Source organism: Actinosynnema sp. NPDC050436, from assembly GCF_040655415.1.
Taxonomy (GTDB): Bacteria; Actinomycetota; Actinomycetes; order Mycobacteriales; family Pseudonocardiaceae; genus Actinosynnema.
In genome coordinates, this window is the sequence record NZ_JBFAJV010000024.1 from 43,502 (window position 1) to 65,365 (window position 21,864).

The window sequence follows — 21,864 nt, forward strand, 5'->3', positions numbered from 1 at the left end:
CCCACAGAGCCTGTCCGACATGGGCGCATAGCCACGGGCCTCGGGAGGATTCGGCTGCGCTCCGGGACTCCGCTTGGTCGTCAAGGCCGGATCGTCACGGGCGGAGGCGTTGGTGGCGTCGAGCTCAGGTGGCCGGGCGGAAGGCTCCTGTGGAACGCAGGTGCTGCTCCAGGAGCGCCAGCCCGGTGGGGATGTCGATGGTCGGGGCGAATGCCAGGTCCGCCTTGGCAGCGCCGATGTCGAACCAGTGGGAGGTGGCGAGTTCCGCGACCAGGAAACGGGTCAGCGGCGGGCCTTGCGCACCGGGGGCGCACTTCCACAACCACTCCATCAGTCCACCCGCGATGTAGGCCGACCGGCGTGGCAGTCTGCGGAAGGTCGCCGGCACCCCGGCCGCCGCCGTCAGCCTGCCGATCATGTCGCGCAGGGCCACCGGCTGGTCCTGGCTGATGAAGTAGATCCGGCCCGTCGTCGTGGTCCGCTCGGTCAGCCGGTCCAGGGCGAGCAGGTGCGCCTCGGCGGCGTTGTCGACGTGGATCGTGTCGATCCGGTTGTCGCCGTCCCCGATCAACGGCAGTGGCCGGCGTGCGGCGCGCAGCAGGCGCGGCAGGAAGTGGGGGTCACCGGAACCCCAGATCAGGTGCGGGCGCAGGACCGTGGTGGCCAGGTGCGGTCCGGTGGCCGCCAGGACGACCTGCTCCGCCAGCGCTTTGGACCACGGGTACCCCGCCAGGTACCTCTCGGGGTACGGGGTCGTTTCGTCGGCACCGGTCAGGTCGGTGCCGTCGAAGACCACGCTGGCGCTGGAGGTGTGCACCAGCAGGCCGACTCCGTGGTCACGGCACGCCGACACGACGTGCTGGGTGCCGCGGACGTTGATGTCGTAGAACTCGCTCCGGGTGCCCCAGATCCCGGCCTTCGCGCCGGTGTGGATCACCGCCGAGCAGCCGTCGACGGCGGTGGCGACGGCGGCCGGGTCGCGGAGATCGCCGCGGTGCTGTTCCACTCCCAAGCCGGTCAACTCGGTGCTGTGGCCGCGGCTCAGGCTGCGCACCGCATGTCCTTGGCGCGTCAACCGCCGGCAGATCGCCCGACCGAGGAATCCGCTGCCTCCGGTGACCAGGATTTTCACGAGGCTCCTCCGGTGCTGCGGTTCGCGGGCCCGTGCAGCCTCCGTCGCGCCCACTGCGCCAGCAGGTCACGGTCGATCTTGGCGTTGTGCCGGATGTCGACGGGGAGTCCCCGGTGGATCAACACCTCGTGCACGACGTCGATCCCGCACACCTCGACCAACCGTCGGCGCAGCGCCGCCACCAGGGCCCGCTCGTCGCTGCCCTCCGCGGTGCCGTCGGGTTCGGCGCACAGCACGGGCACACCGGCGTCGACCAGAGCGGTGCGGCGCACACCCGGCACAGCGTCACAGGCAGGCTCCACGCATTCGGTGTCCAGGTGGCCCGAGCGCGTCGGCACGCGGTGGCTCTTCCTCCCGGCGAGCCACACCCGGCCCTGCTCGTCGAGGCGGCCCAGGTCGCCGGTCCGGTGCACGACCTCGGCTCCGTCGCGGATCTTGGCGGCGGCGTCGGCTTCGGGTCTGCCGAAGTAGGCCCGGCTCACCCCGGGGCCGCAGACCGCGATCTCACCGGTCTGTCCCGGAGGGACGAGGAGGCGGTCCGACCAGGGGGCCGCGTGATCGACACCCGGGTGGATGATCCGCACCGACACTCGCGGGAGCGGCTTGCCGAGGCAGGTTCCGGCCCCGGTGTCCCTGGCCTGTCTGGTGTCCGAGAGCTCGCTCCGCTCGATGAGGCAGACCGGGAGGCACTCGGTGGCCCCGTAGACGCTGCGGACGAGTGCCGGCGGCGGAACGCAACGTGCAAGCAGGTCCACGAGAGAGCCTGGCATCGGCGCTCCGAACGATGCCACACAGGTGACCGTGTCCAGCACGACGCGTCGATGCACGCAGTGGCGGGCCAGGGTGTTCAACCACGCGGGCGACCCGAACAGCACCGAGGCACCGCACCGGGTGATCGTGGTGACGAGCCGACGCGGGTCCACCTCGGCCGGTTTGCGGAAGTCCATGTCCGGTATGACGATGGTGGCCCCGAGGGCCGGTCCGTAGAGCGCGAACGGCGCGAACCCGGCGACCGCCACGGCTCCCGGCCGAATTCCCAGCACCGCGCCGGCCGCCTCCGCTTGACCGGCCAGTTGGCGTTGGGTGTACTGCACCGCCTTGGGCGGTCCGGTCGAACCCGAGGTGAATGCCAACAACGCCAGGCCGTCTGCATCGGGTGTCACCGGCTCCGGCACCGCATGTCCGTCGCCACTCCCCTCGTCGACCAGGTCGCCGACCTTCACCGCGATGCGCGCGGAGTGCCGTCCCCATCCCAGCAACAATCGGGCGGCGTGCACGGCGGTGCCCCCGACGAAAGCCTCCGGCGCGACGTCCGCGAGACAGCGGGCGAGCGCGCGCCGAGGCAGCCCGGCATCGAGCAGGATCGGCACGGCTTGCAGCGCGGTGAGGGCGTAGATCGACGCGACCAGGGTGACCGGATCGCGCACCAGCACCGCCGTGCGGGTGCCACGGCCGATCCCCGCCTCCGCGAAGGTGGTGACCGCACGCGAGTAGGACCGGTGCAGCCCGGCGAAGGTGGTGCGGACGTGGTCCGCACGCGACGGGCGGCAGATCATGGCGACCTGGTCGGGTCGGGTCCCGACGTGGTCGAGGAACGCACCGACCAGCGTTTCCCCCACCCCTCGGTAGGGCGACTCCGGTATCACCATGTCAGCACCATCAATCCCACGCTCAGGCCGCTGGCAACGCCCAGCAGTGCCACGAGGTCACCGGGGCGCAGGGCTCCCGCCTGCTGGGCCAGGTGCAGCTGCAACGGAAGGGTCGCCGCCCCGACGTTGCCGTAGAAGGGCACCGTGTCGCGCACCTTGTCCTCGGGGATGCCGAATCCCGCGCACAGGAGACGGGTGAACTCCACGGACGGTTGGTGCACGCACACCAGCGCCATGTCGTCCATGCTCATGTCCAGTTCCGCCAGCAGGCCCGCCACCTCGTCACGGGTCCGGACGTCGAGCGCGTTGCTCAACTCCCACGACCGCACGACCCCCTCCCCCACCACCGTCTCGCCCATGCTCTGCTGGAGGTACACGTTCGGCAGGGTCGCGGCGGACCAGGCACGCGAGTTGGCCGAGAACCGGGCGGCGATGATCCCCGGTGCGTCCGCCGCCTCCAGCAGGACGGCCGCCCCCAGGTCGGCGACGGAGTACGACGCCAGCGACTCCAGCAGTTCGTCCCGGTCCCGGATGGTGTGCCTGCTGTGCCGCGACAAGGTCTCGCCGGACACCACCAGCACCCGGCGGCAGCGCGCGTCGGTACGGATCAGGGCATCGGCGACCTGCAACGCGTTGAGCACGCTGTTGCAGGCGTTCTTCAGGTCGAACACCGGACAGCGCGCGCCGATCTTGTCGGCGACGATGTGCGCGGTCGCCGGCTCTTCCACGTCCTCGGAGACTGCGGCGAACACCAGCAGGTCGAGATCCTCCGGGTGCCAACCCGCCGACTCCAGCCCCTTCCGGGCCGCAGCCGCAGCCAGGTCGGAGGGATAGCACGCTGCATCCGCGACAGTCCTGCTGTGCAGGCCGAACATGCGGGTCAAGGTCCGCTCCGGAACCTTCAAACCGGGTGCCGCCGCCTTGCGTATCAGCGCGATCAACTCTTCCTGCGGCTGCACCTGCGACGGGACGTGAACGGCCACGGCACGTATCCGCGCGTAGTCGCAAGGCATTTCAGATCTCCTCTTGTCGCGGGAGTGACGCGTGGTGTTCCGCGTCGAGGAACGACCGGATCCGGGGGATAAGATCGTCTGCCGCGTCTTCCAGGACGTAGTGCCCGGCATTCGGGTACCGCTGGACCACCGCGTCCGGGAACCGGTGCAACCACTGATCCAGTACCAGACCGTTGAATACCGGGTCTCGTTCTCCCCACCCGATGAAGAGCGGAAGTCCGGTAGCGGTCCTCGCTCCGTCGTGGAGCACGTCCCAGGAGGCATCGGTGGCTGCCAGGGGAATGTCCTGGACGAATCGCGTGACGGCCAGGCGGTGTCGTCGACGGGCGTACGGGGCGATGTACGCCCTGCGCACTGCGGGCGGTAGCGGACGAATGGCACCGAATCGCGCGGCGGCCAGGGTGAAGAGGTTGGTGCGGTCGACGAACCAGGCCGCCGAGCGCCAGTCGCGGATGAACCGGAGAAACCACGGGAGCCGGTACGCGGGCGGCCAGGGGAGCACGCCGGTGTTCAGCATGACCAGTCGGGCCACCACACCGGGGTGCCGCTGCGCCCACGCCAGGCCGATCGGTCCGCCCCAGTCATGGGCCATCAGAGTCCACCCCCGGTCGGGCAGCCCTTTTCGACCCACGAGGAAATCGACCAACCTGTCCAGATCCTCCACGCGTCGTGCGGCGCTGTAGGGGTACGCCGCTTCGGCGGGCCGGTCGGACAACCCCATGCCGATGTGATCCGGAACCACGCACCTGTGACCGTCCTGCAGCGCAGCGACCAGGTGGCGCCAGAAGTAGCTCCACGACGGGTTGCCGTGCACCATCAGCACCGGTTCGCCTCGGCCTTGGTCGAGGTAGTGCTGGCGGAACCCGTCGTTGTCGAACCAGCGGGATTCGAACGGGTACTCCGTCAACGGCCGTTCCGGCGAAAAGCCGGTGCTCCCAGGTGACTTCTCGGGTCTGCCGCGCACTGCGCTCCCAACCTTGCGTCGACTCGGCCACCACGCATCACGACTCACCTGGTTCTCGGCGATTTCGGTCGCATTGGAATCACAAGGACCGCGAGCACTTGACTTGATTTTGAGCATCGGACAGACGTTCCTCAAGGCGGTTCACTCATTCGCACGGATACAACCGAAGACCTCACTCGGACGGCCCAGAAGGTCCGGTCTCCATTCAGGTGAATGGGTCGCAAGTCGACGGGACGGATCTGTCCGGCCACCCTCGGCTCGACCGCGGCGAGGCCAATACCGGCGGCCGGGACCAGGCAAGGCAATCCGCGATGGAATCAGCTGGCGAACAGTGGCGATTTCCGGACGACATCCCCCGTCCGGCCGAGTCGGATGGGTTGCGGAACGAGCAGACGGCCTGTGTAATGAGCCAGGAAGCCAGAATCGAAGTTTCTGCGAAGCGCCGACTCCGTCATCTCCGGCCGCACCTGCTGCCACTATCCCACTGCCGCACCGTCGGGAGGTTCCCTTGCACACCGACCCGAGCACCGTGTCGAAAGCGTTCATCGCATTGCTCGCCGAGATCGCCGAGATCCCCGAGGAGAAGATCCACCCGGAATCCGCGCTCCGGGCCGACCTGGACATCGACAGCCTGGCCATGGTCGAACTGTTCGACGCGACCGAAACGCAGTGGAATATCAAGATCCCCGATGAAGAGGCCCAACTGCTCACCACGGTCGGCGAGATCGTCGACTACCTCCGGCAGAAGACGTAAGCGGTCGGCGCCCCGGCCCACTGCGACCACCCGGCACCAGGAGCCCTCGCATGTCAGGCACAGCCCCCACCGTCGTCGTCACCGGCGTGGGCGCCACCACACCGCTGGGCGGAGACACCCACACCACGTGGTCGGCCCTGCTCACCGGACGCAACGGCATCCGAACTCTGGACTTGCCGTCCCCGTGGACCGATCGGCTGCCGGTGCGCATCGGCGCACCGGTGGCCGTCGAGCCGGACACCGTCCTGTCGCCGAAGCAGATCCGACGCACCGACCGCGCGACCCAACTGGTGCTGGTAGCAGTGACCGAAGCGTGGTGCGACGCCGGTTTCACCATCCCTGCCTCCGACAGCGACAGTCCGGTGGACCCGCTGTCGGTGGGAACGGTGATCAGCTGCGGCCTGGCCGGCGTCCACTCGGTGATCGCGCAGTACGACATCCTGCGCGACCGAGGAGCGGACGCCATATCGCCGTACTGCATACCGTTGACCATTCCCAACAGTCCCAGCGCCGAGGCGGGGCTGGTGATCGGGGCACGAGCCGGGGTGCACGCGCCGGTGAGCGCCTGCGCCGCAGGCGCGGAAGCCGTCGCCTACGGTGCGCAGATGATCCGTTCCGGCCGGGCGAAAGTGGTCGTGGCCGGCGGCGCGGACGCGTCCATCCACCCGGTGGTGCTGGCGGGGTTCGCGCGGATGCGCGCACTGTCCCGCCGCAACGGCGACCCTCGGCACGCCTCACGCCCGTTCGACAGCGAGCGCGACGGCTTCGTCCTCGGCGAGGGGGCGGGCGTACTGGTGCTGGAAGATGCCGACCACGCCAGGGACCGCTCCGCTCGCGTGTACTGCGAACTGGCCGGCTGCGGTTTGGCCGCAGACGGCCATCACATCACCGAACCCGATCCCGACGGCGTGGGCGTGGCGCGCGCCATCACCTCCGCACTGCGCGACGCCGACAGCACCGCCGGCGACATCGTCCACGTCAACGCCCACGCCACCTCCACCCCCCTGGGCGACCTGGCCGAAGCGACCGCTATCCGACGAGCCTTGGGTCATCACGCCGACAACGTCTGCGTCTCGGGCACCAAGTCCTCAACCGGACACCTCATCGGCGGCGCGGGCGGGCTCGAATCGGTGCTGACCGTGCTCGCGGTACACCACCGGGTCGCACCACCCACCATCAACCTCACCGACCTCGACGCCGCCATCGACCTCGACGTCGTCGGCCCCTCTCCACGCCCCCTGCCGCCAGGACCCGTCAGCGCCCTGAACAACGCCATGGGTTTCGGCGGTCACGACGTGTCGCTCCTGTTCCGCTCATGCTGACCACCCTGATGACACAGTCCCGGCCTGCTGTGCCGTGGCGGACGCGGCGATTCCGTTCGCCCCTACTGCTGCGTCCCGCCTCCGAACACGACCACCACCCGCAGACCGTGTCCTGCGCCCGGTACCGCAGCTTCACCATCTCGATGTGCAACAACCGCTTCGCTGCACGCAGTCGGGGAAGCGGACCTTCCCGGCGAGTGGTGTCAGCCGGCGGCCAATTCCTCACACAGGCGGTCGATGTGCTGCTCGGTGACGTGTGGCATCACCACCAGGGCGGCGTGCGACTCGTCGCGGACGAGATGCCAACGGCGGCAGAAGTCCGATGACGGCGCGTCGAACAACACGATGGTCCCGCCGCGCGCCCTGGTCGGGTGGCGTCCCAACGCGGCGAGTTCACGCTGGGCATACGCGGCGGTCCGGTGGCACTTGCGCGCCCGGTCTGCCAACCCGTGCCGACCCAGGCTGCGCAACTCGTACCAGAGCAGCGCCGGGGCCAGCGCGTTCCGGGATCCCGTGATCGTGTCGTCGTCCGAGCCGACGGCCACCCCCTCCGCACGAATGTTCACCACGTCAACCTCGGGCACCAGAACCACTCCACAGGGCACCGGACAGCCCACCACCTTGTGACCGCTCATGGTGACGCTGTCCGCGCCTGAGGCCAGGTTCCACGGGATGGGCTCGTCGGCGAACTCGGCGAGCAGCCCGCCGAACGCCGCGTCAGCGTGCACCCAGGTCCGCTCGACCTCGGCCATCGCGAGCGCGCGCCGCACACCGGGCAGGTCGTCGACCGCACCCCGGCCGGTCGTGCCGATCGTGGCGGTGACCACCGCAGCCCGGCCGGGATGTCGGGCCAGCTCGCGGACCAGTGCGGTGGTGTCCATCGTGCCGTCCGCTCGGGTCTCCACCGCGACGTAGGGCATCCGCAGCAACCTGGCCAATTTCGGCAACGAGTAGTGCGCCTCGGCCGAGGCGTACAGCACGGCGTCGGGGTACCGCTCCCGCGCCACCCACACCGCGAAGGTGTTGCCCTCGGTGCCGCCGCTGGTGACGTAGCCGAACACCTTCCCCTGCTCGCCGCCGGCCAGGTCGACGAAGAAGTCGAGGACGGCAACCTCGAACGGCTTGGTGTCGATCCGGTACATGCTCTCCTCGCGCGGATTGCCGACGTTGTTGGCGTGTACTGCCAGGAAGTCCGTCAAGGGCCGGCAATCGAAGTCGAGGTTCACCGGGAACCCCAGCATGCGGTCGCGTTCTTCGCGCATCCACCGGACGGCGTCCGACAACAGCGCGGTGTCCGAGTTCCCCTCGTCACCGATGCGCAACTGTGCCGGGTCGAGAACTACCATGATCACTCCCTCAACCTTGGTGGTGGGCCGTGACCACGGCCCGTCCGGCGTCCCCTCCGACCGGTGGCCGGGACGGGCCCACGAACCGCGCTTCGGCTTGACGATGCCGCAGGTCCGGTCACGCACCCCGATACCGGTCGACCCCTCGTGTTCGGGATTGCACGGAGTCAGTGGGCTGATCATCGCCGGTCACGGCGGATTCCCCCTTGCAGGATGAAGTCCACCTTCCCCATGACGGCCATGTCGTCGAGAGGATCGCCGGGAACAGCGACCAGGTCAGCGGTCGCACCGGGTCGCACACGGCCGAGTTCGGGGCAATCGAGCAGGTCCGCAGCGACGGACGTGGCGGCCTTGAGCACCCGCTCCGAGCCGATGCCGACCCTGCTCATCGCGGTGAACTCGCGCCACGTGTCCTCATAGGGCAGCATGCTCGCGTCGGAGCCGAGGGCCAGCAGCACTTCGCTGTCGGCCAGGTGGCGTGCCGAGGCGCAGATCCCCTCTGCGAACTCGCCGAACTTGGCGCGCAGGAACCCGGGCGTGTCACGCCAGAACTCCCCGTCGTCGATCCGGTCGATGAAGTGGAACATCACCTGGAGGGTGGGCACGAGGTACACGCCGCGTTCGGCGAGCAGCGCGAAGGTGTCCGCGCCGGCCAGGTTGGCGTGCTCGACCGAGCGCACGCCGGCGCGCACGGCTCGGCGCACCGCTTCGTCACCGAACGCGTGCACGGCGCACGGCAGACCCAGATCGGTTGCGGCCGAGACGAGCGCGTCGATCTCCGATTGGTCGTAGGTCACCGTGTCCGGCCGGTCAGCCGGTGAGGCGAAGCCTCCGCTGGCGGCGAACTTGATCCAATCGGCCCCGGCCCTGCGCTGACTGCGCACCTGCCCGACCACCTCGGCAACGCCGTCGGCCACGGTGCCGACCTCAACGCCGAATCGCGTGGTCAGGTCCGGTTCCTTGTCTCCGTGCCCGCCTCGTGCGGAGATGATGTTCGGCGCGACCAGGAGGCGCGGTCCGACCACGACGCCGTCCTGGATCGCCTGCCGGAGGTCGACGGTGATCGGCGAGTCTGCGGTGCCCAGGTCGCGCACGGTGGTGAAACCGTGGTCCAACAGGGTGCGCAGCTTCGGAAGCGCCGCGAGGGTCTGCGCGCTGTGGGAAGCGGTGTTCAGCCCTTCGTCGACCACGTGCACGTGGCAGTCGATCAAGCCGGGCAGCAGCGTGTGCCCCGGCAGCTCGACGACCTCCGCATCCGGCGGTGCGGACACGTCCGGACCGACCTGCTCGATCCGGCCTCGGCGCACCAGGACGCGGACGCCTGCCCGCATTCGCTCACCGTCCCACAGGCGGTCGGCGATGACGATCTGCTCGGCGGGCGCGTCGTGGCGGGGCTTCGCCACCGCGGGCGGGGTGCTCGTCGGCCGGTCCACCACCTCGGCGGGTGACAGCGGCCGGAACTCGGCCCGATGCCAGACGTCTCCGGGCCCCGGGTTGTCCGGCGACGTCCGGCCGCCCAGGCAGCGCAGCACGCCCCAGGCAGCGTTCAGACCGGACGCCATGGCGTGGTCGAGCCATCCCGACGACCACGCCAGGTCGTCGCCGGCGAGGAACAACGGGTTGGCCGGCTCGCCCGGTACGGCGGCCGAGCCGGCTGTGTCCTTCACGAAGTGGGCGAACAGGTCCCACTGGTAGGGGTACTCCCCCGGCCGCGAGAACCGGCAGATGCCCCGGAAGTTCCGCTCTTTCTCCCAGGAGATCGTGCAGGTCTCACCCTCGGCGACCTGGCGGCGCAGCTCGTCGGCGACGCCGGGGTGGATCTCGCCGAGTTCGCGCGTGAAAGCCTCGACCCGCTCGTCGAGGGTGGACGCGCCGACCTTCATGGCGTCCTCGGCCCACGTGAAGCTCAGCACCAGCACCGACCGCCGGCCGCCCGGCTCCTCCGGCTCGCCGTAGTCCAGCGTGTAGGCCGCGCGGGGCAGCCGGTCGGTCAAGGTCGCCCCGTCCAGGCTCGTGCCCTCCCAGAACGGCGTCCTGGTCACCAGGGCGGTCTTGGCCGACTGCCAGTAGCTCAACCTGCGGATGGCCCGCAGCAGACGCGGGCCCAAGGGTGCCGCGCCGCCCGCCCGCCGGGGACGGACCCGGACGGAGGTCTCCAACACGTGCAACTGCGGGGTGAAGATCACGGCCGGATACCACTCGGCTCCGCCGTCCTCGTCGTGCACCACCACGCCCTCGATCGCGTCCTCACCGACGTCCAGAGCGGTGACCGCGGGCCGCGGCACACCGTCGTTGAGTTCGGCGAGACTGGTGGTGCTCCCGTCGGGCAGATCGACCCGACGGGTCCAGAACGCGTCGGCCAGTGCGCTGAGCCCTTCGCGCAGGTGGTACACGGCCGCGCCGTCGGTGGCCAGCATCAGACGCACGACCTCGGTGAACGACAGCTCGAAGAAGCAGTCCCAGGCCGCCGTCGCCACCCCGGCGGTGCCGAGCAGGCGGGCCTGCTCCCAGGTCAGGCCGACGCCCTCGGGATCGATCAGGAACCGGTGGAAGCTCCAGTGCTCGTACCTGCGGAGCAGGACCGTCCACAGCCGTCGGATGGTGGTCCGGTCGCGGTCGGCCACGGCCCGCCGCAGGTCGGGCAGGCCGACGCGCTCCAGCGCCCGCAGCCACCGGGTGTGGGCGTCGCGGAACTGCTCGTCACCGTCGTAGAGGTCGGTGAGCGCGCGCGCGGTGCGGGTGCGGCCGTCGACGTCGAGGACCGTGCGCGGCGTGACCCCTTCGACGTACTCATCACGGAAGCGTTGCCAGTGCAGGCCGAATTGCTCGACGTACTGGCGCACGAGGCCGGCGGAGTCCGGAACGCGCATCGCACCCATCTCGACCACCGCGGTGTCGGCCGGGTCGAGGCGCCGGGAGTACACCCGGCCGCCCAGCCGCCGGCCACCGGGGCCGTCCGGGTGGCGCTCGGCCTCGTACAGGACCGGCGCGCAGCCGATGCGCATCAGCTCGTAGGCGGCGGTCAGCCCGCTGCCGCCGGCTCCGATCACCGCCACCCGGGTGCCCAGCGCCGATTCGGGCAGGCGGCCGATGCGGCGGTCACCCGCGACGTGAGCGGCGTAGTCGAAGGGGAAGTCCACTTGCAGATCCGCAGCGGGAGGGGTCTCAGTCACCAGGCAGCTCCTCGGGAAGGGCTCGGCCACGTGTGCACCGGTTGGTTGCTCGTGCTCAGCCCGGCGTAACGGCGGACCAGTTCGCGCAGCGCCCGTTCGGAGGAGCCGTGCTCGCGCAGGGCCTCGAAGGTGAGCCGCTGCCACCGCGCGCCGGTCCGCCCGGTGGCCGCGCGGCGTTCCACGACCGACAGGTACCGCTCCGCCTCGGCGTGGTCGACGCCCAGCGCCCGAAGGCCGTCCGTTGCCGCGGGCAGCAGGTCGGTCACCAGGTCGGCAGCCGCGACTTCCCGGACCCCGCCGGGGAACGGCCACCGCACCACGGCAGCGGGACCGACCGCAGCGGCCCGGTAGAAGTTCTCCCGGGCCGCCTCGAACGACAGCCCGGCAGTGAAGTCCCCGCCCGTCGCTACCAGATGGCCGGTGAGACCGGCCAGGAACGCGGTGTTGGCCGCCATGTCCACCGCAGTCGGGCCGGAGGGCAGCGCACGGACCTCGACCCGGACGTTGCCCGCCGGGTCGTACACCGGCCGGTTCCACCGCCACACCGTGCTCTGGTGCAACCGCAGCTCGCGCAGGCGCGGAATGCGACCACGCCGCACCACCGCCAACGGCTCCTCGTCGGACACCTCCGGCACCAGGACGTCGTGATCACGCACCGCGTCCTCGAACACGTCCCTGCCCCCGCGCTTCCACTCCGTCCCGAACGACACCCGGGACGCGCTCCCGGCCGCCGCCGCCGTGGCGCGGTCGCCCATGCCCTGCTCGTACAGCGCCACCCTGGTCTCCTGCCACAACCGCCGCCCCAACAGCAGCGGGGAGTTGCCGGAGACGGCCAGCAACGGTGCGGTGATCATCTGCACCGCGTCGTAGGTGGCCGCGAGCCGGTCCGGGATCGCGGTCAGGTGCACCTGCCACGAGCAGCAGGCTGCCTGGACCGCGATGGAGTCCACCTCGATGTCGCAGTGGTCCGGTCCGCTGATGCTGATCCGGAACGGGGAACCGTTGCGACGGCGGCGCAGGATCCGGTCGATCACCCGGTACCTCGTCACCTCGGTCATCGCGTCCCGGGCGAGGTCGGCCAAACCCAGGGTGGGGAGGATGCCGACGAACACCGCCCGCGCCCCGAACGGCTTCCCCACCTCCGCCAGCAGGTCCTGCACGGCGACGATCTCACCCTCCAGGCCGCTGAACGGCCGGTTCGCGGTGTGCTGCGGGGTCAGGTTGAGCTCCATGTTGAAACGGCCCACCTCGTGGGTGAGCCGATCGTCGTCGGCCTCGGTGAGCAGAGCGGTGTTCAACGGTGCCGGCACCCCGTCGTCGGTCACCAGGAACATCTCCAGTTCGGCGCCGATCGTGTCGGCGGGTGCGCCGAAACCGGGTCGCTTCAGCACCGCATCCAACGCCACCAGCGAGTCCTCCAGCCGACGGCGGAACACCTCGCGGGTGCCCGCGTCGAACACCTCGGACTCGATCCGCTCGCCCACCGGTGGTCCGCTCAGCCCTCGGCGGCGAAGCGCCACAGCTTGGCGAGCAACGGCTCCACTCCCGGTGCGCTGCGGGTGATCCGCTCCGGGTCCTCACCGGAGGCCAGTGCCCACTCGACGACGTCCGTCGCCGCCTCCACGACCTCCGGCGGCGGCTCGGAGTACTCCCGCAGGTAGTTCAGGAGTTCGGCCGGGACGTCACTGCCGTCGAGCACCCGGACCAGTTCCGCGCAGGTCGCCGTCCACAGGGTGAAGTCGGCTCGGGCGACGAGCGCGGCTTCCCCCGCACCGGCCTGGAGACCCATCCACGCGAGGAACGTCGCGGCCTCCTGGGTCGCCGGCGTCAGCGGGGCCCGGCGCAGTTCTCCGACGTCCCACCCGACCACCGGGGCGACCTCCCCGACCAGCAGGCGCCTGGCCTTGAGCACCCGGTCGGCCACGTAGACGAACAGGCTCGCGGGTACCTCGTGCCGGAATCGGATGGCCAGCAGCGGATAGGCCGAGAACTCCAGTTCCTGGGTCTGGAACTCGAGTTGGAGCAGCCTGCGGAGCTGATCCTTTCCGAGTTTGCCTTCGCGCGCGGCGATGACGAACTGATTGTTTTCCACGTGCTGCTCAACCGGGATGTCGAACCCGCTCACGATCGTGCCGGCGTCCGCCACGACTGCCTCCGTTCTTGGGAAATCCAATTCCACTACCCAGTCAACACGGCAACGCGCAGTGCGCACAAGGTGCACCGGCGGACGGGTGTTGAAAGTGTTGAATCCCGGGCACGGCATCCATATTGCGCCGTGACAGAGCACGAGGACCACACGGTGAAGAATCAACCATGCCGCCGGACCGGTGATAACGTCGGCCGCAAACCCGTCCATCCGGGCGACGGTCCGGGGCGTCGTGAGAACGGTGTGTGCGCCGCAATGGCGGATGGCATATTCGAATGGAGGGCACAGCCTCCACCTGTCCGTTCCGACGCTCGCTGACCGCAGGCACGAACTCCGCTGCGTGGCTGGAGGCGGCATCCGGGGCGGGCGCCGGTCCGGCGACCCCGGCGGTGGGAGACTGCGGTCGCCCGCGCCCGACGCGCGCCTACCGGGCTCGTCTGCGAACCAGTGACCTGCCCGACCGCCGTTTCACCTCGTCCCGTGGTCTCGGGTCGGTCGACCGTCAGTCGTACCGGCCGAAGTCCTGGGCGGCTGATCGCGAACGGTGTCGGGCGGCCGACGTGCCCGACGAGGTGGGGGTTCGCCACCGGGTTCCGCCAGGGCCGCGCCGACGAGCCGGTCGCGTGGTCGTGGTGAGCAGCACCCTCACCTGCTCCCTGCCCACTCCCACCCCGTCGAGAATACGTCCTATCCGGTTCCGGCCCGCACGGGCGAGCCATTCCGGAAGCTGCCGTCAAGCCTTTGCCCGATCAGCAGAACGCGACACTGCTTCCGCTTCCAGAATGTATTCGGCGGCGATGACCAGGTAGTTGAGCTGGTTGCTGCTGTGACCGGACAGAAACGCGTCTTCAACGCCGGCGGCGTGCGCGGACCGGAAGCGCACCTGCCAGTCGGGAACTGCGTCCGCGGTGAGGCCCCACACCAGGGGCGGGACCAAATGGCGCTTGGCAAGCATATCGAAATAGGCCGGGCGAGGATGGGCGCGGCAGACGTAGTGCCGGTCGGTGGAGTCGATCTCGCTGCCGCACACCGCGGCGTCGGTCGAACACCGGGTCGCGGACACGTACCGTTGGTCACCACGGCGTCGAAGGCGCTGTCGGCGAGCCCGGTGTCCGCCATGTTCGCGTAGTGGAAATCGACCTTCCGGTCCTGATCTTCCGTCCATCACCCGGGCTCCGCCGAACAAGGCCCCGGTGCAACGGCGCACTCCAGCAACGCACCGGTCTTGTCCGGGGCGATGCCCAGGTAGTCGTCGAACGGGTTCTCGCCCTTCGCGAGGTTCGTGCCGAATCGTGCCCACACCGCTCTCAGCACAACTCGACACCGGTACTGGCCGTCGCCGCCCTGTTGCGCATCCCGAAGCCGCGGTGGATTGCAGCGACCTGTGCTGGGGCAGCGAATGGCACCGGCCCGCGACCCGGCCGCCCGGTCAACGGGTGCGAGAGCCCGATAGGTGCCTCCGGCCATGCGCTGCAGATGGTCTCCGGGGAGGTGTGATCATCTCCGGTCGCGCCGCCAATAGGCAACCCATGCGGCCAACGCTGCCGCCAACACGACGCATCCCAGGAGCGTGACAGCCGACGACACGTCGGCCACGACGATCAGTGCGGTCCCCAGGACCGTCGCCGCGAAAACCGGATGCCAGGACAAAGCAACACCTACCAGGCCCTCAACACCGGCTGCGCTGGGAGACCAGGACATGGCCCGGGCGGAGATGTTGGCGGCTGGCCTGCGGTGCTGGGTGCGGTCATGGTTTCCCTCCCCTTTCCGGTTGGGCGACGGATGGTCGTGGTCGTGAACTCCCAGCAGGGGCAGCGTGTCCGGTGAGCTCGTCGACCTGGTAAAGGAATTGTCGGTGCGGCGACGAGCAGGGCCAGCAGGTTGGGACGAGCGATGCCTGTCGTCACCCTGACGGTCCGACGCTGGTTGAGATGTCTCTTCGGTGCGCGGCCCTACGAGCCATCTTCCGAGCCGTAGCGCTGGGTGAAGGTTCTGTACACCTGTTCCGTACCGCTGTACGCCGTCGCCAACGCAGCCGCGTATGGCGGCAGATGTGCGGCGGAGGAAGCCGAGAGCTCGGTGACAAGCCGACGGACGGCGTCGAGTTCCCGAGCGCATCGGCGGGACGCTTCGGCCAACGCGTCATCGAGCGAGCAGCCGCGTTCCTGTGCGATCACTGTCGGCAGCGACACGGTCGATATGCCGAGTTGCTGCTCGTGACGGAAGGTCCTCAGGTCGTTGGCGAAGCCGAACCACAGCGCGAAGCCGGAGTTGAGCTGACGAATCGGCGCGGACTCGTAGGCGGCCGGGGGCAGGTCCAAGCCGGCACACGGTGCGATGAAGGAGATGGCGACGTGGCCGAAAATCGTGTAGGGGCGCATCGTCTCGTACTCGGTCAGGCTGATCCTCCTGTGGCGCACGGTGGTTTCCCAGAGCATCCCCAGGAAGGTGTCGTGCAGGGCTGCGACTACGCGGGCCGCGGCGACCGCATCGAGCACGTCGCCCATCCGGGCGGACAGCTCCGCCAGGGCCGACTCGAACGGGCATCCGGGCGCACTGGTGGTTTCGGAGTGCAGAACTCGGAGGAACGCTGCGATGCGTGGGGCCAGCGCGGCGGTACCGGCTTCGGGTGCCTCGACGTGCAGATCGTCGAACGCGGTGAGCCAGGTGATGAAGTCCGACGCGAGCTGGAGGAGGTCGATGCCTGCGTCGGGGTAGAGCCGAGAGACCGCCTTGCCCATCTGCGAGTCCCGCACCCTGCGACCGGACGGGTGGCCGTCGACCAGGCGGTGTCTGTCGAGCCATGCCTGGGATCGGCTCTCCACGATGTCCGCCAACGGGTTGGCGCGGCTGGTCGACAGCAATCGGTCGACGGGGTGGGACGGTGGATTTCCGGCTTCCATACCGCTCACGCGAGTCCTTCCCGGTCGTACATGCCAATGGACCTGTGGTGCCGGTGCGTCGGGCGCAATCGAGTCAACACGATGTTGCGTCCATGGATCAGACACCCTTGCGCGATGCGATGCGGATGTAGTTGACGCGGTCGCTGCGGTAGCCGGCCAGGTACGCCTCTTCGATTCCGGTAGCCAGTCGCGAGTGGCTGCGCAGCTCCCAATAGGGGATGGCGAGCCGGGTGAGGTCGTCGACCTGGTAGGGGGTCATTCCGGCGTCGATCAGGGCTCGCAGGTAGGTGATGCGGCGATGGGTGTGGCAGTGGTAGTGCTTGTCGATGGCGTCCGCTTCGGGGGGATGCGGTGCGACGACGTCGTTGTTGCACCAACTCACCAGGACGTAGCGGCCGCCGGGCTTGAGGACGCGGGCGAACTCGACGAGTGTCGCGTACGGCTCGACGTACATGGTCGTCTCATTGGTGACCACGAAGTCGAATGAGGCGTCGGGGAACTTCGTGTCGGTCATGCTCAGGTCGTGGAAGTGGACCAGGTCGGCACAGCCGCGACGTTGCGCCTGTTCGCGGGCGAAGCCGTTCTGGTAGGTGGAGATGTTGACCCCGTCCACGCGGCAGCCGAACACCTGGTGGAGGAGGAAGGCGGTGCCGCCGCGCCCGGACCCGGCGTCCAGGATTCGTGCCGTGGGGGGAACGCTGCCGAGCGCTTCGACCAGCGTGTCGACCTGACGGGTCTCCATGCGGTGCATCTCGGCGTTGATGGCCTGTTCGCGCTCGTCGTCGGGCAGCTCCAGGACCCGGTGGTCGAAGTCTCCGACTGCGAAGTGGTGGTGGTAGAAGCCGTCCAGGGAGCCGAGGCCGAGGTTGAGGAGATCTGTGCGCTTGTTGTCGTAGTACGCGAACGCCGCCTCTTCCAGCGGGGTGCGCAACTCCAGGGCGGGTTCGGTGTCCATGTCAGCTCCCGTGGTTCTGGACCGGTGCGAAGTTCAGCGGTTGTGGAACAGGGCTCTGGCGGTCCCCGGACGTGCGAGCGTCATCCGGGGCTCTCGGTGGCCCCGGCCGCTGCGATCGCGGAGAGCGCGTTCGAGCAGGGCATCCGCGACCCGGGGATGGTGGCGACCACCTCGCACACCCGCCGGGCCGCCGATGTCGTGGAGTCGGCGGCGTGGTCCCGTGCGCACGACGCGAACCACCGACCTCCTCCGGCCGGATTCCGAGCCCGGGGACGCCGATCTGTCCGGGTGGGCGTCGAGGGGCCGCTGGGTCCTTGTGCCGGACGTGTCGGCACCGCTCGCGGTCATGCGCCTGGTCATGGCACGTACTCCGCTGCGATGACGAGGTAGTTGAGGCGGTTGTCGCGGTGTGCGTCGAGGAATGGCTTCTCCACGCCGGTGGCGTGTGCGGACCGGGAGCGGAGTTCCCAGTAGGGAATGGCCTCTGCGGTGAGGTCCCACACCAGGGACGGGACCAGGCGGTGCTTGGCCATCATGGCGAAGTAGGTCGACCGGCGGTGGATGTGGCAGACGTAGTGCCGGTCGATGGCTTCGATCTCGGCCCCGATGCCCACTGCGTCGTTGGCGCACCACGTCACGCAGACGTACTTGCCACCGGGGCGCAGGACCCGGGTGAACTCGGCCAGGGTCTCGTCGAGGTCGACGTACATGGTGGTCTCGTTGGTCACGACGGCGTCCATGCTGTGGTCGGGCAGGCCGGTGTCGGCCATGTTCGCGTACCGGAAGCGGACCCTGCGATCCCACCCGCGCTTCGCCGCGATGCTCCGGGCGAACTCCAGGTGGTGCCGGCAGAAGTTGATCCCGGTGACGTGCGCGTCGTACCTCTGGCCGATCATGAAACTGGTGCCGCCCCGACCGGAGCCCGCGTCCATCACCTGTGCGCCGGGCGGAAGTGGGGCGAGCGCGCGCAGCACGAGGTCGACCTGGTCCGACTCCATCCGGTGCATCTCCGCCAGGATGGCGTCTTCCCGCACGTCAACGGGCGCGGAGAGCACCGCGCGGTCGTACCCGCCGACTGCGAAGTGGTGGTGGTAGAGGTCGTCTTCGGATCCGAGCAGGAGGTTGATGGGATCGTCGGTCTTGGCGTCCCAGTCCGCCTTCGACCGCCGTTCGTAGTCGGTACGGGTGACGTTGTCGGTACTCGTCATGAACCACTCTCCGGGGCGATTGTCGATTTGCGGGTGACGATCAGGTGGAAGAGCTCCGCCAGGGACGCCACGGCACCGGGAGGAAGGTCGGTGTCCGCGAGCCGGCTCAGGGCGATGTCGAGGTGTTGGCGTGACACGTCCTCGGCGGCCACCCGACCGCCTGCCTGCTCGACCAGTTCGGCGAGTGCGTCGACCTCCTGGTCGTCGCCTGCCGAGGTCGCGTGCCACCGCTCGGCCAGTGCCCGCGCGGCCGGCCCACCTGTCTCGAGCGCGGCCAGGACCGGCAGGGTCCGTATCCGGCGTCGCAGGTCGCTCCGGGCCGGCTTCCCCGTGACGGCGGCGTTGCCCCAGATGTCCTCCACGTCGTTGGCCGCCTGCCACGCGATTCCCATGTGGCGGGCCGCGACGCCCATGAGTTCCACTGTGGACTCGTCGGCGCCGCCGAAGAGTGCGCCCAACTCGACGGAACACTCCAGGAGGGCACCAGTCTTGTTCTCCGCGACGTCGAGGTAGTCGTCGATGGAACCCGTGTCACCGCCGTGGAGGACCGCCTCGCGCACCTGTCCGGCGATCAAACGCTCGTTCGCCCTGGCCATCAGTGCGGATGCCCGTCCGTCACACGAGCCGGGGTCCGCGAGCACACGCAACGCGGATACCAGTAGAGCGTCTCCGGCCAGGACCGCCAAGCTGGTGCCGAACTGTGCCCACACCGTCGCGCGGCCACGTCGTTCGGCGTCACCGTCGATCACGTCGTCGTGGATGATGGAGGAGTTGTGCGCCAGTTCGACGCCGACCGCCGCCGGGAGGGCCATCTCGAATCGTCCGCACACCGCGTGCGCAGCGGCGAACACCAGGGTGCCGCGAGAGCACTTTCCCCCGGCCGCCTCGCCTCCGTCCACGGGGGTGCCGGTCGGGGTGGCCCAGCCGAAGTGATAGCGGACGATGCGCGCCACGTCGTCGTGGTAGTCGTCCACCACTGCTCGCAAAGCCGGTTCGATGAGCGTCCGGCTGAACCGGACAGAGGGGGAAACCTTGATCGACTCTGTCATCAGCGGCCTCCAGGGGTGACGTGGACGAGCCGATTCCCGCACCCGCCGAAGGCGGCGACCCGGTCACCGGACGGAATTCCGGACGCGGAACCACACCAGGGCGAGCAGGACACCCAGTCCCAGGTGGGTCAACTTCTGGTTCTGCTTGATGTTCTGGTATCCGCTTCCTTCCAACAGCCCGATCCGCAGCGTCACCTGCCGGTTGTGGAGGTCGTTCACGATCCCACGGAGGTGGGTGAGCGCAGCGTTTCCTCCCATCATGATTTCCAGCGCGAATCGGCCCGCCTGTTCTTTGGAGAAGAAATCGGCGAACAGGTCCGCGAGGATCTCGACCACCGCGTCTTCGAACACTTCGGCCATGGAGAGTTCCGGGGCCAGCTTCCGCACGGAGCCCTCCGCGTTGGCGAACGACTTGCCCAACAGCGACACGTGCGGGCTGGTGTGGATCCCGCGCCGGGTGGCGAAGGCGAGGATCGTGGTCAGCGTTATGCCGAAGTTCAACTCCTCCAGGGATGACGACGCGATCCTGGGAATCAGCATGGAAAGATCACTCGCAAATCCCTGGAGGTCGGCGCGGTGAGTTGCGCGCCCCATCTCGACCCAGCTGCGTGCCGTTGCCTGCGAGTCGTTCTTGGTGATGGCCAGGAGGATGAGCACGAGCGTCGCGCCGAGGTTGCGGTCTATCCTGCCCACCATCCCCCAGTCTATGACGCTGGCCTTCCGGCCGGGGTGCACCAGGATGTTCCCGGGATGCGGATCGGCGTGGAACACGTGCTCGGTGAAGTAGCCCCGGTACATGAAGGAGAGCAGGTCGCGACCGATCCCCTTGCGCTGCTTCTTCGAGAAGGCAGCCGGATCCGCGACTCCTATGGAAACCCCGGGAGCCAGCGTCTGCACCAGGACTCGGGGCGTCGCGTCGATCACCTTCGGCACCGTGAGGTGCTTGAACTCCTTCACCGCCCGTCGTGCGGCCACCATGTTCTGGGCCTCCAGGGTGAAGTCCAGTTCTGGTTCCATGCCGTTGAACATGACGCGAAGAGTCGCGTCGACGTCGATCAACTCGTTGAACTTCGGCGCGAGCCGGCCGATCAGCCGGGCGACACGCCGCATCCTCTTCATGTCCTCCAGGACGACAGAGCGTATCCGGGGCCGTTGGATCTTCACGACCGCGAGCGTGCCGTCGCTCATGGTCACGCGGTAGACCTGCGCGAGCGATGCCGAACCCAGGGGTGTGAGGACGTCGATCGACCTGAAGCGCTGCCGCCAGGTCGGGATGTCCCGATCGAGGATGTCCGCGAACTCGAGGAACGGAGCGCTCACCACGTTGTCGTGCAGGTTCTCCAACTCGCAGATCATGATGTCGGACACCAGATCGGGCCGCGTGGCCAGCATCTGCCCCATTTTGATGTAGAACGGCCCGAGGCTTTCGAGAGCCAGGCGTACGGCTCGCGCGCGCGCTCGTTCCCTGACCGTACGCGCCCGACTCCCCGATCCTGCCTTCCGTGAAATCGCGCCTGCGGCGAGGGTGCCCGCCAGGCCCGCCAGCACGCGGCTGCGGTGACCGGGGACGCGCACAACGGAACTTTCCTGTGCGATTTCCATGGGCAAGGACGCTCTCCTCCGGGCGCGGTATCCGCGTGGGCGGATCGACCAGCGCCTGGTCGGGTCGGGCGCTCGACAGCACACCGACCTGGACGTGAACGGGTGGGAGGCGGTGGCCGACCGGGTTCGTTCAACGGCGACGCATCTCGCCATCAGGCCGAACCCGACACGCCGTGAACCAGTCGACCGAAATTCCCGTCAACTCTTTCCGGTTTCCGGGCCGGCCTTGCGCGCGCCGTCCTTCGTGCCGGCCGAGAGGTGCTTGACCAGGAAGGATATTTGTTCGGTCAGCAGTTCGAGTTGCTGGTTGTTCCGCTTCGCCCATTTGCGTGAGCCACTGTTCTTCTTCTTCGCTTTGAACGTTCGCCTGCCGGCCCTTCTCAGGTCCCTTCCGGCGTCGTCAAGGCGGTCGAACATGTCCTCCAGGAGGGTCCTGCTCCGTTTGGCCATGACTCCTCGCTTCTCTCTGGGTGGAGCTTCAGTGGACCCGCTGGTCAAGTTCCTCGCAACCTTCCGGACGGTTTCGCTGTTGAACGCGTTGAAGCGGTGCCGGAGGCGGTTCAACACGTTCAACGGAATCACCCGTGACGCTCTTGCGCACGACCGAGGCGCTTGTCTGTAATCGGACTGTCCCTCCCCCGACGGACT

17 protein-coding genes are annotated in these 21,864 nt (G+C 68.9%); 2 read left to right on the forward strand and 15 right to left on the reverse strand.

The window, feature by feature from the left end; all coding sequences use genetic code 11:
- Positions 1 to 124: 124 nt before the first annotated feature.
- The 4 genes from AB0I60_RS35430 to AB0I60_RS35445 all read right to left on the reverse strand — a co-directional run bounded on the left by AB0I60_RS35430 (position 125) and on the right by AB0I60_RS35445 (position 4,875).
- Positions 125 to 1,186 carry an NAD-dependent epimerase/dehydratase family protein gene (locus tag AB0I60_RS35430; RefSeq protein ID WP_360738069.1) on the reverse strand — a complete coding sequence of 354 codons (1,062 nt, stop codon included), beginning with the start codon at positions 1,184 to 1,186 and terminating at the stop codon, positions 125 to 127.
- A complete protein-coding gene (locus AB0I60_RS35435) occupies positions 1,129 to 2,781 on the reverse strand; it encodes an AMP-binding protein (RefSeq protein ID WP_360738071.1) in 1,653 nt (550 codons plus the stop codon). The genes AB0I60_RS35430 and AB0I60_RS35435 overlap by 58 nt, the downstream gene beginning before the upstream one ends.
- Positions 2,775 to 3,656 (reverse strand): 3-oxoacyl-[acyl-carrier-protein] synthase III C-terminal domain-containing protein, encoded by an 882-nt coding sequence (locus tag AB0I60_RS35440; RefSeq protein ID WP_360738113.1) that lies wholly within the window; start codon positions 3,654 to 3,656, stop codon positions 2,775 to 2,777. Before AB0I60_RS35440 ends, AB0I60_RS35435 begins: the two co-directional genes overlap by 7 nt.
- 139 nt (positions 3,657 to 3,795) lie before the next feature.
- On the reverse strand, positions 3,796 to 4,875 hold the full coding sequence (locus AB0I60_RS35445) for an alpha/beta fold hydrolase (RefSeq protein ID WP_360738074.1): 1,080 nt from the start codon (positions 4,873 to 4,875) through the stop codon (positions 3,796 to 3,798).
- Between the two features lie 391 nt (positions 4,876 to 5,266).
- On the opposite strand from AB0I60_RS35445, the gene AB0I60_RS35450 reads away from it, so the two are divergent.
- Positions 5,267 to 5,512 carry an acyl carrier protein gene (locus AB0I60_RS35450; protein ID WP_360738076.1) on the forward strand — a complete coding sequence of 82 codons (246 nt, stop codon included), beginning with the start codon at positions 5,267 to 5,269 and terminating at the stop codon, positions 5,510 to 5,512.
- A gap of 50 nt (positions 5,513 to 5,562) precedes the next feature.
- Positions 5,563 to 6,834, forward strand: coding sequence for a beta-ketoacyl-[acyl-carrier-protein] synthase family protein (locus AB0I60_RS35455; RefSeq protein ID WP_360738079.1), 1,272 nt, complete (start codon positions 5,563 to 5,565; stop codon positions 6,832 to 6,834).
- 203 nt (positions 6,835 to 7,037) lie between these two features.
- On the opposite strand, the gene AB0I60_RS35460 is transcribed toward AB0I60_RS35455, so the two are convergent.
- The 11 genes from AB0I60_RS35460 to AB0I60_RS35510 all read right to left on the reverse strand — a co-directional run bounded on the left by AB0I60_RS35460 (position 7,038) and on the right by AB0I60_RS35510 (position 21,789).
- Complete coding sequence (locus tag AB0I60_RS35460; protein WP_360738081.1) at positions 7,038 to 8,363, reverse strand: histidine decarboxylase; 1,326 nt, start codon at positions 8,361 to 8,363, stop codon at positions 7,038 to 7,040.
- Positions 8,360 to 11,353 carry an FAD-dependent oxidoreductase gene (locus tag AB0I60_RS35465; protein ID WP_360738083.1) on the reverse strand — a complete coding sequence of 998 codons (2,994 nt, stop codon included), beginning with the start codon at positions 11,351 to 11,353 and terminating at the stop codon, positions 8,360 to 8,362. The genes AB0I60_RS35460 and AB0I60_RS35465 overlap by 4 nt, the downstream gene beginning before the upstream one ends.
- Entirely contained in the window at positions 11,350 to 12,837 is a 1,488-nt protein-coding gene (locus tag AB0I60_RS35470; RefSeq protein ID WP_360738085.1) for a glutamate--cysteine ligase, read from the reverse strand. Before AB0I60_RS35470 ends, AB0I60_RS35465 begins: the two co-directional genes overlap by 4 nt.
- 11 nt (positions 12,838 to 12,848) lie before the next feature.
- Positions 12,849 to 13,499 carry a hypothetical protein gene (locus AB0I60_RS35475; protein WP_360738087.1) on the reverse strand — a complete coding sequence of 217 codons (651 nt, stop codon included), beginning with the start codon at positions 13,497 to 13,499 and terminating at the stop codon, positions 12,849 to 12,851.
- Positions 13,500 to 14,232: 733 nt separating this feature from the next.
- On the reverse strand, positions 14,233 to 14,562 hold the full coding sequence (locus tag AB0I60_RS35480) for a hypothetical protein (protein ID WP_360738089.1): 330 nt from the start codon (positions 14,560 to 14,562) through the stop codon (positions 14,233 to 14,235).
- Between the two features lie 889 nt (positions 14,563 to 15,451).
- Positions 15,452 to 16,402, reverse strand: coding sequence for a terpene synthase family protein (locus AB0I60_RS35485; protein ID WP_360738115.1), 951 nt, complete (start codon positions 16,400 to 16,402; stop codon positions 15,452 to 15,454).
- A gap of 97 nt (positions 16,403 to 16,499) precedes the next feature.
- Complete coding sequence (locus tag AB0I60_RS35490) at positions 16,500 to 17,357, reverse strand: methyltransferase domain-containing protein (RefSeq protein ID WP_360738091.1); 858 nt, start codon at positions 17,355 to 17,357, stop codon at positions 16,500 to 16,502.
- Positions 17,358 to 17,713: 356 nt separating this feature from the next.
- On the reverse strand, positions 17,714 to 18,565 hold the full coding sequence (locus tag AB0I60_RS35495) for a methyltransferase domain-containing protein (RefSeq protein ID WP_360738093.1): 852 nt from the start codon (positions 18,563 to 18,565) through the stop codon (positions 17,714 to 17,716).
- Entirely contained in the window at positions 18,562 to 19,614 is a 1,053-nt protein-coding gene (locus AB0I60_RS35500) for a polyprenyl synthetase family protein (RefSeq protein ID WP_360738095.1), read from the reverse strand. The genes AB0I60_RS35495 and AB0I60_RS35500 overlap by 4 nt, the downstream gene beginning before the upstream one ends.
- A 63-nt stretch (positions 19,615 to 19,677) precedes the next feature.
- Positions 19,678 to 21,216 (reverse strand): AarF/UbiB family protein, encoded by a 1,539-nt coding sequence (locus tag AB0I60_RS35505; RefSeq protein ID WP_360738097.1) that lies wholly within the window; start codon positions 21,214 to 21,216, stop codon positions 19,678 to 19,680.
- Positions 21,217 to 21,414: 198 nt separating this feature from the next.
- Positions 21,415 to 21,789 (reverse strand): hypothetical protein, encoded by a 375-nt coding sequence (locus AB0I60_RS35510; RefSeq protein ID WP_360738099.1) that lies wholly within the window; start codon positions 21,787 to 21,789, stop codon positions 21,415 to 21,417.
- Positions 21,790 to 21,864: the final 75 nt, after the last annotated feature.

Bases quoted from the DNA above. Each gene is read 5' to 3' on its own strand.
- AB0I60_RS35500 (WP_360738095.1), bottom strand. From the start codon at position 19,614: ATGACAGAGTCGATCAAGGTTTCCCCCTCTGTCCGGTTCAGCCGGACG.
- AB0I60_RS35435 (WP_360738071.1), bottom strand. From the start codon at position 2,781: ATGGTGATACCGGAGTCGCCCTACCGAGGGGTGGGGGAAACGCTGGTC.
- AB0I60_RS35445 (WP_360738074.1), bottom strand. From the start codon at position 4,875: ATGCTCAAAATCAAGTCAAGTGCTCGCGGTCCTTGTGATTCCAATGCG.
- AB0I60_RS35495 (WP_360738093.1), bottom strand. From the start codon at position 18,565: ATGACGAGTACCGACAACGTCACCCGTACCGACTACGAACGGCGGTCG.
- AB0I60_RS35505 (WP_360738097.1), bottom strand. From the start codon at position 21,216: ATGGAAATCGCACAGGAAAGTTCCGTTGTGCGCGTCCCCGGTCACCGC.
- AB0I60_RS35490 (WP_360738091.1), bottom strand. From the start codon at position 17,357: ATGGACACCGAACCCGCCCTGGAGTTGCGCACCCCGCTGGAAGAGGCG.
- AB0I60_RS35485 (WP_360738115.1), bottom strand. From the start codon at position 16,402: ATGGAAGCCGGAAATCCACCGTCCCACCCCGTCGACCGATTGCTGTCG.
- AB0I60_RS35440 (WP_360738113.1), bottom strand. From the start codon at position 3,656: ATGTTCGGCCTGCACAGCAGGACTGTCGCGGATGCAGCGTGCTATCCC.
- AB0I60_RS35460 (WP_360738081.1), bottom strand. From the start codon at position 8,363: ATGATCAGCCCACTGACTCCGTGCAATCCCGAACACGAGGGGTCGACC.
- AB0I60_RS35455 (WP_360738079.1), top strand. From the start codon at position 5,563: ATGTCAGGCACAGCCCCCACCGTCGTCGTCACCGGCGTGGGCGCCACC.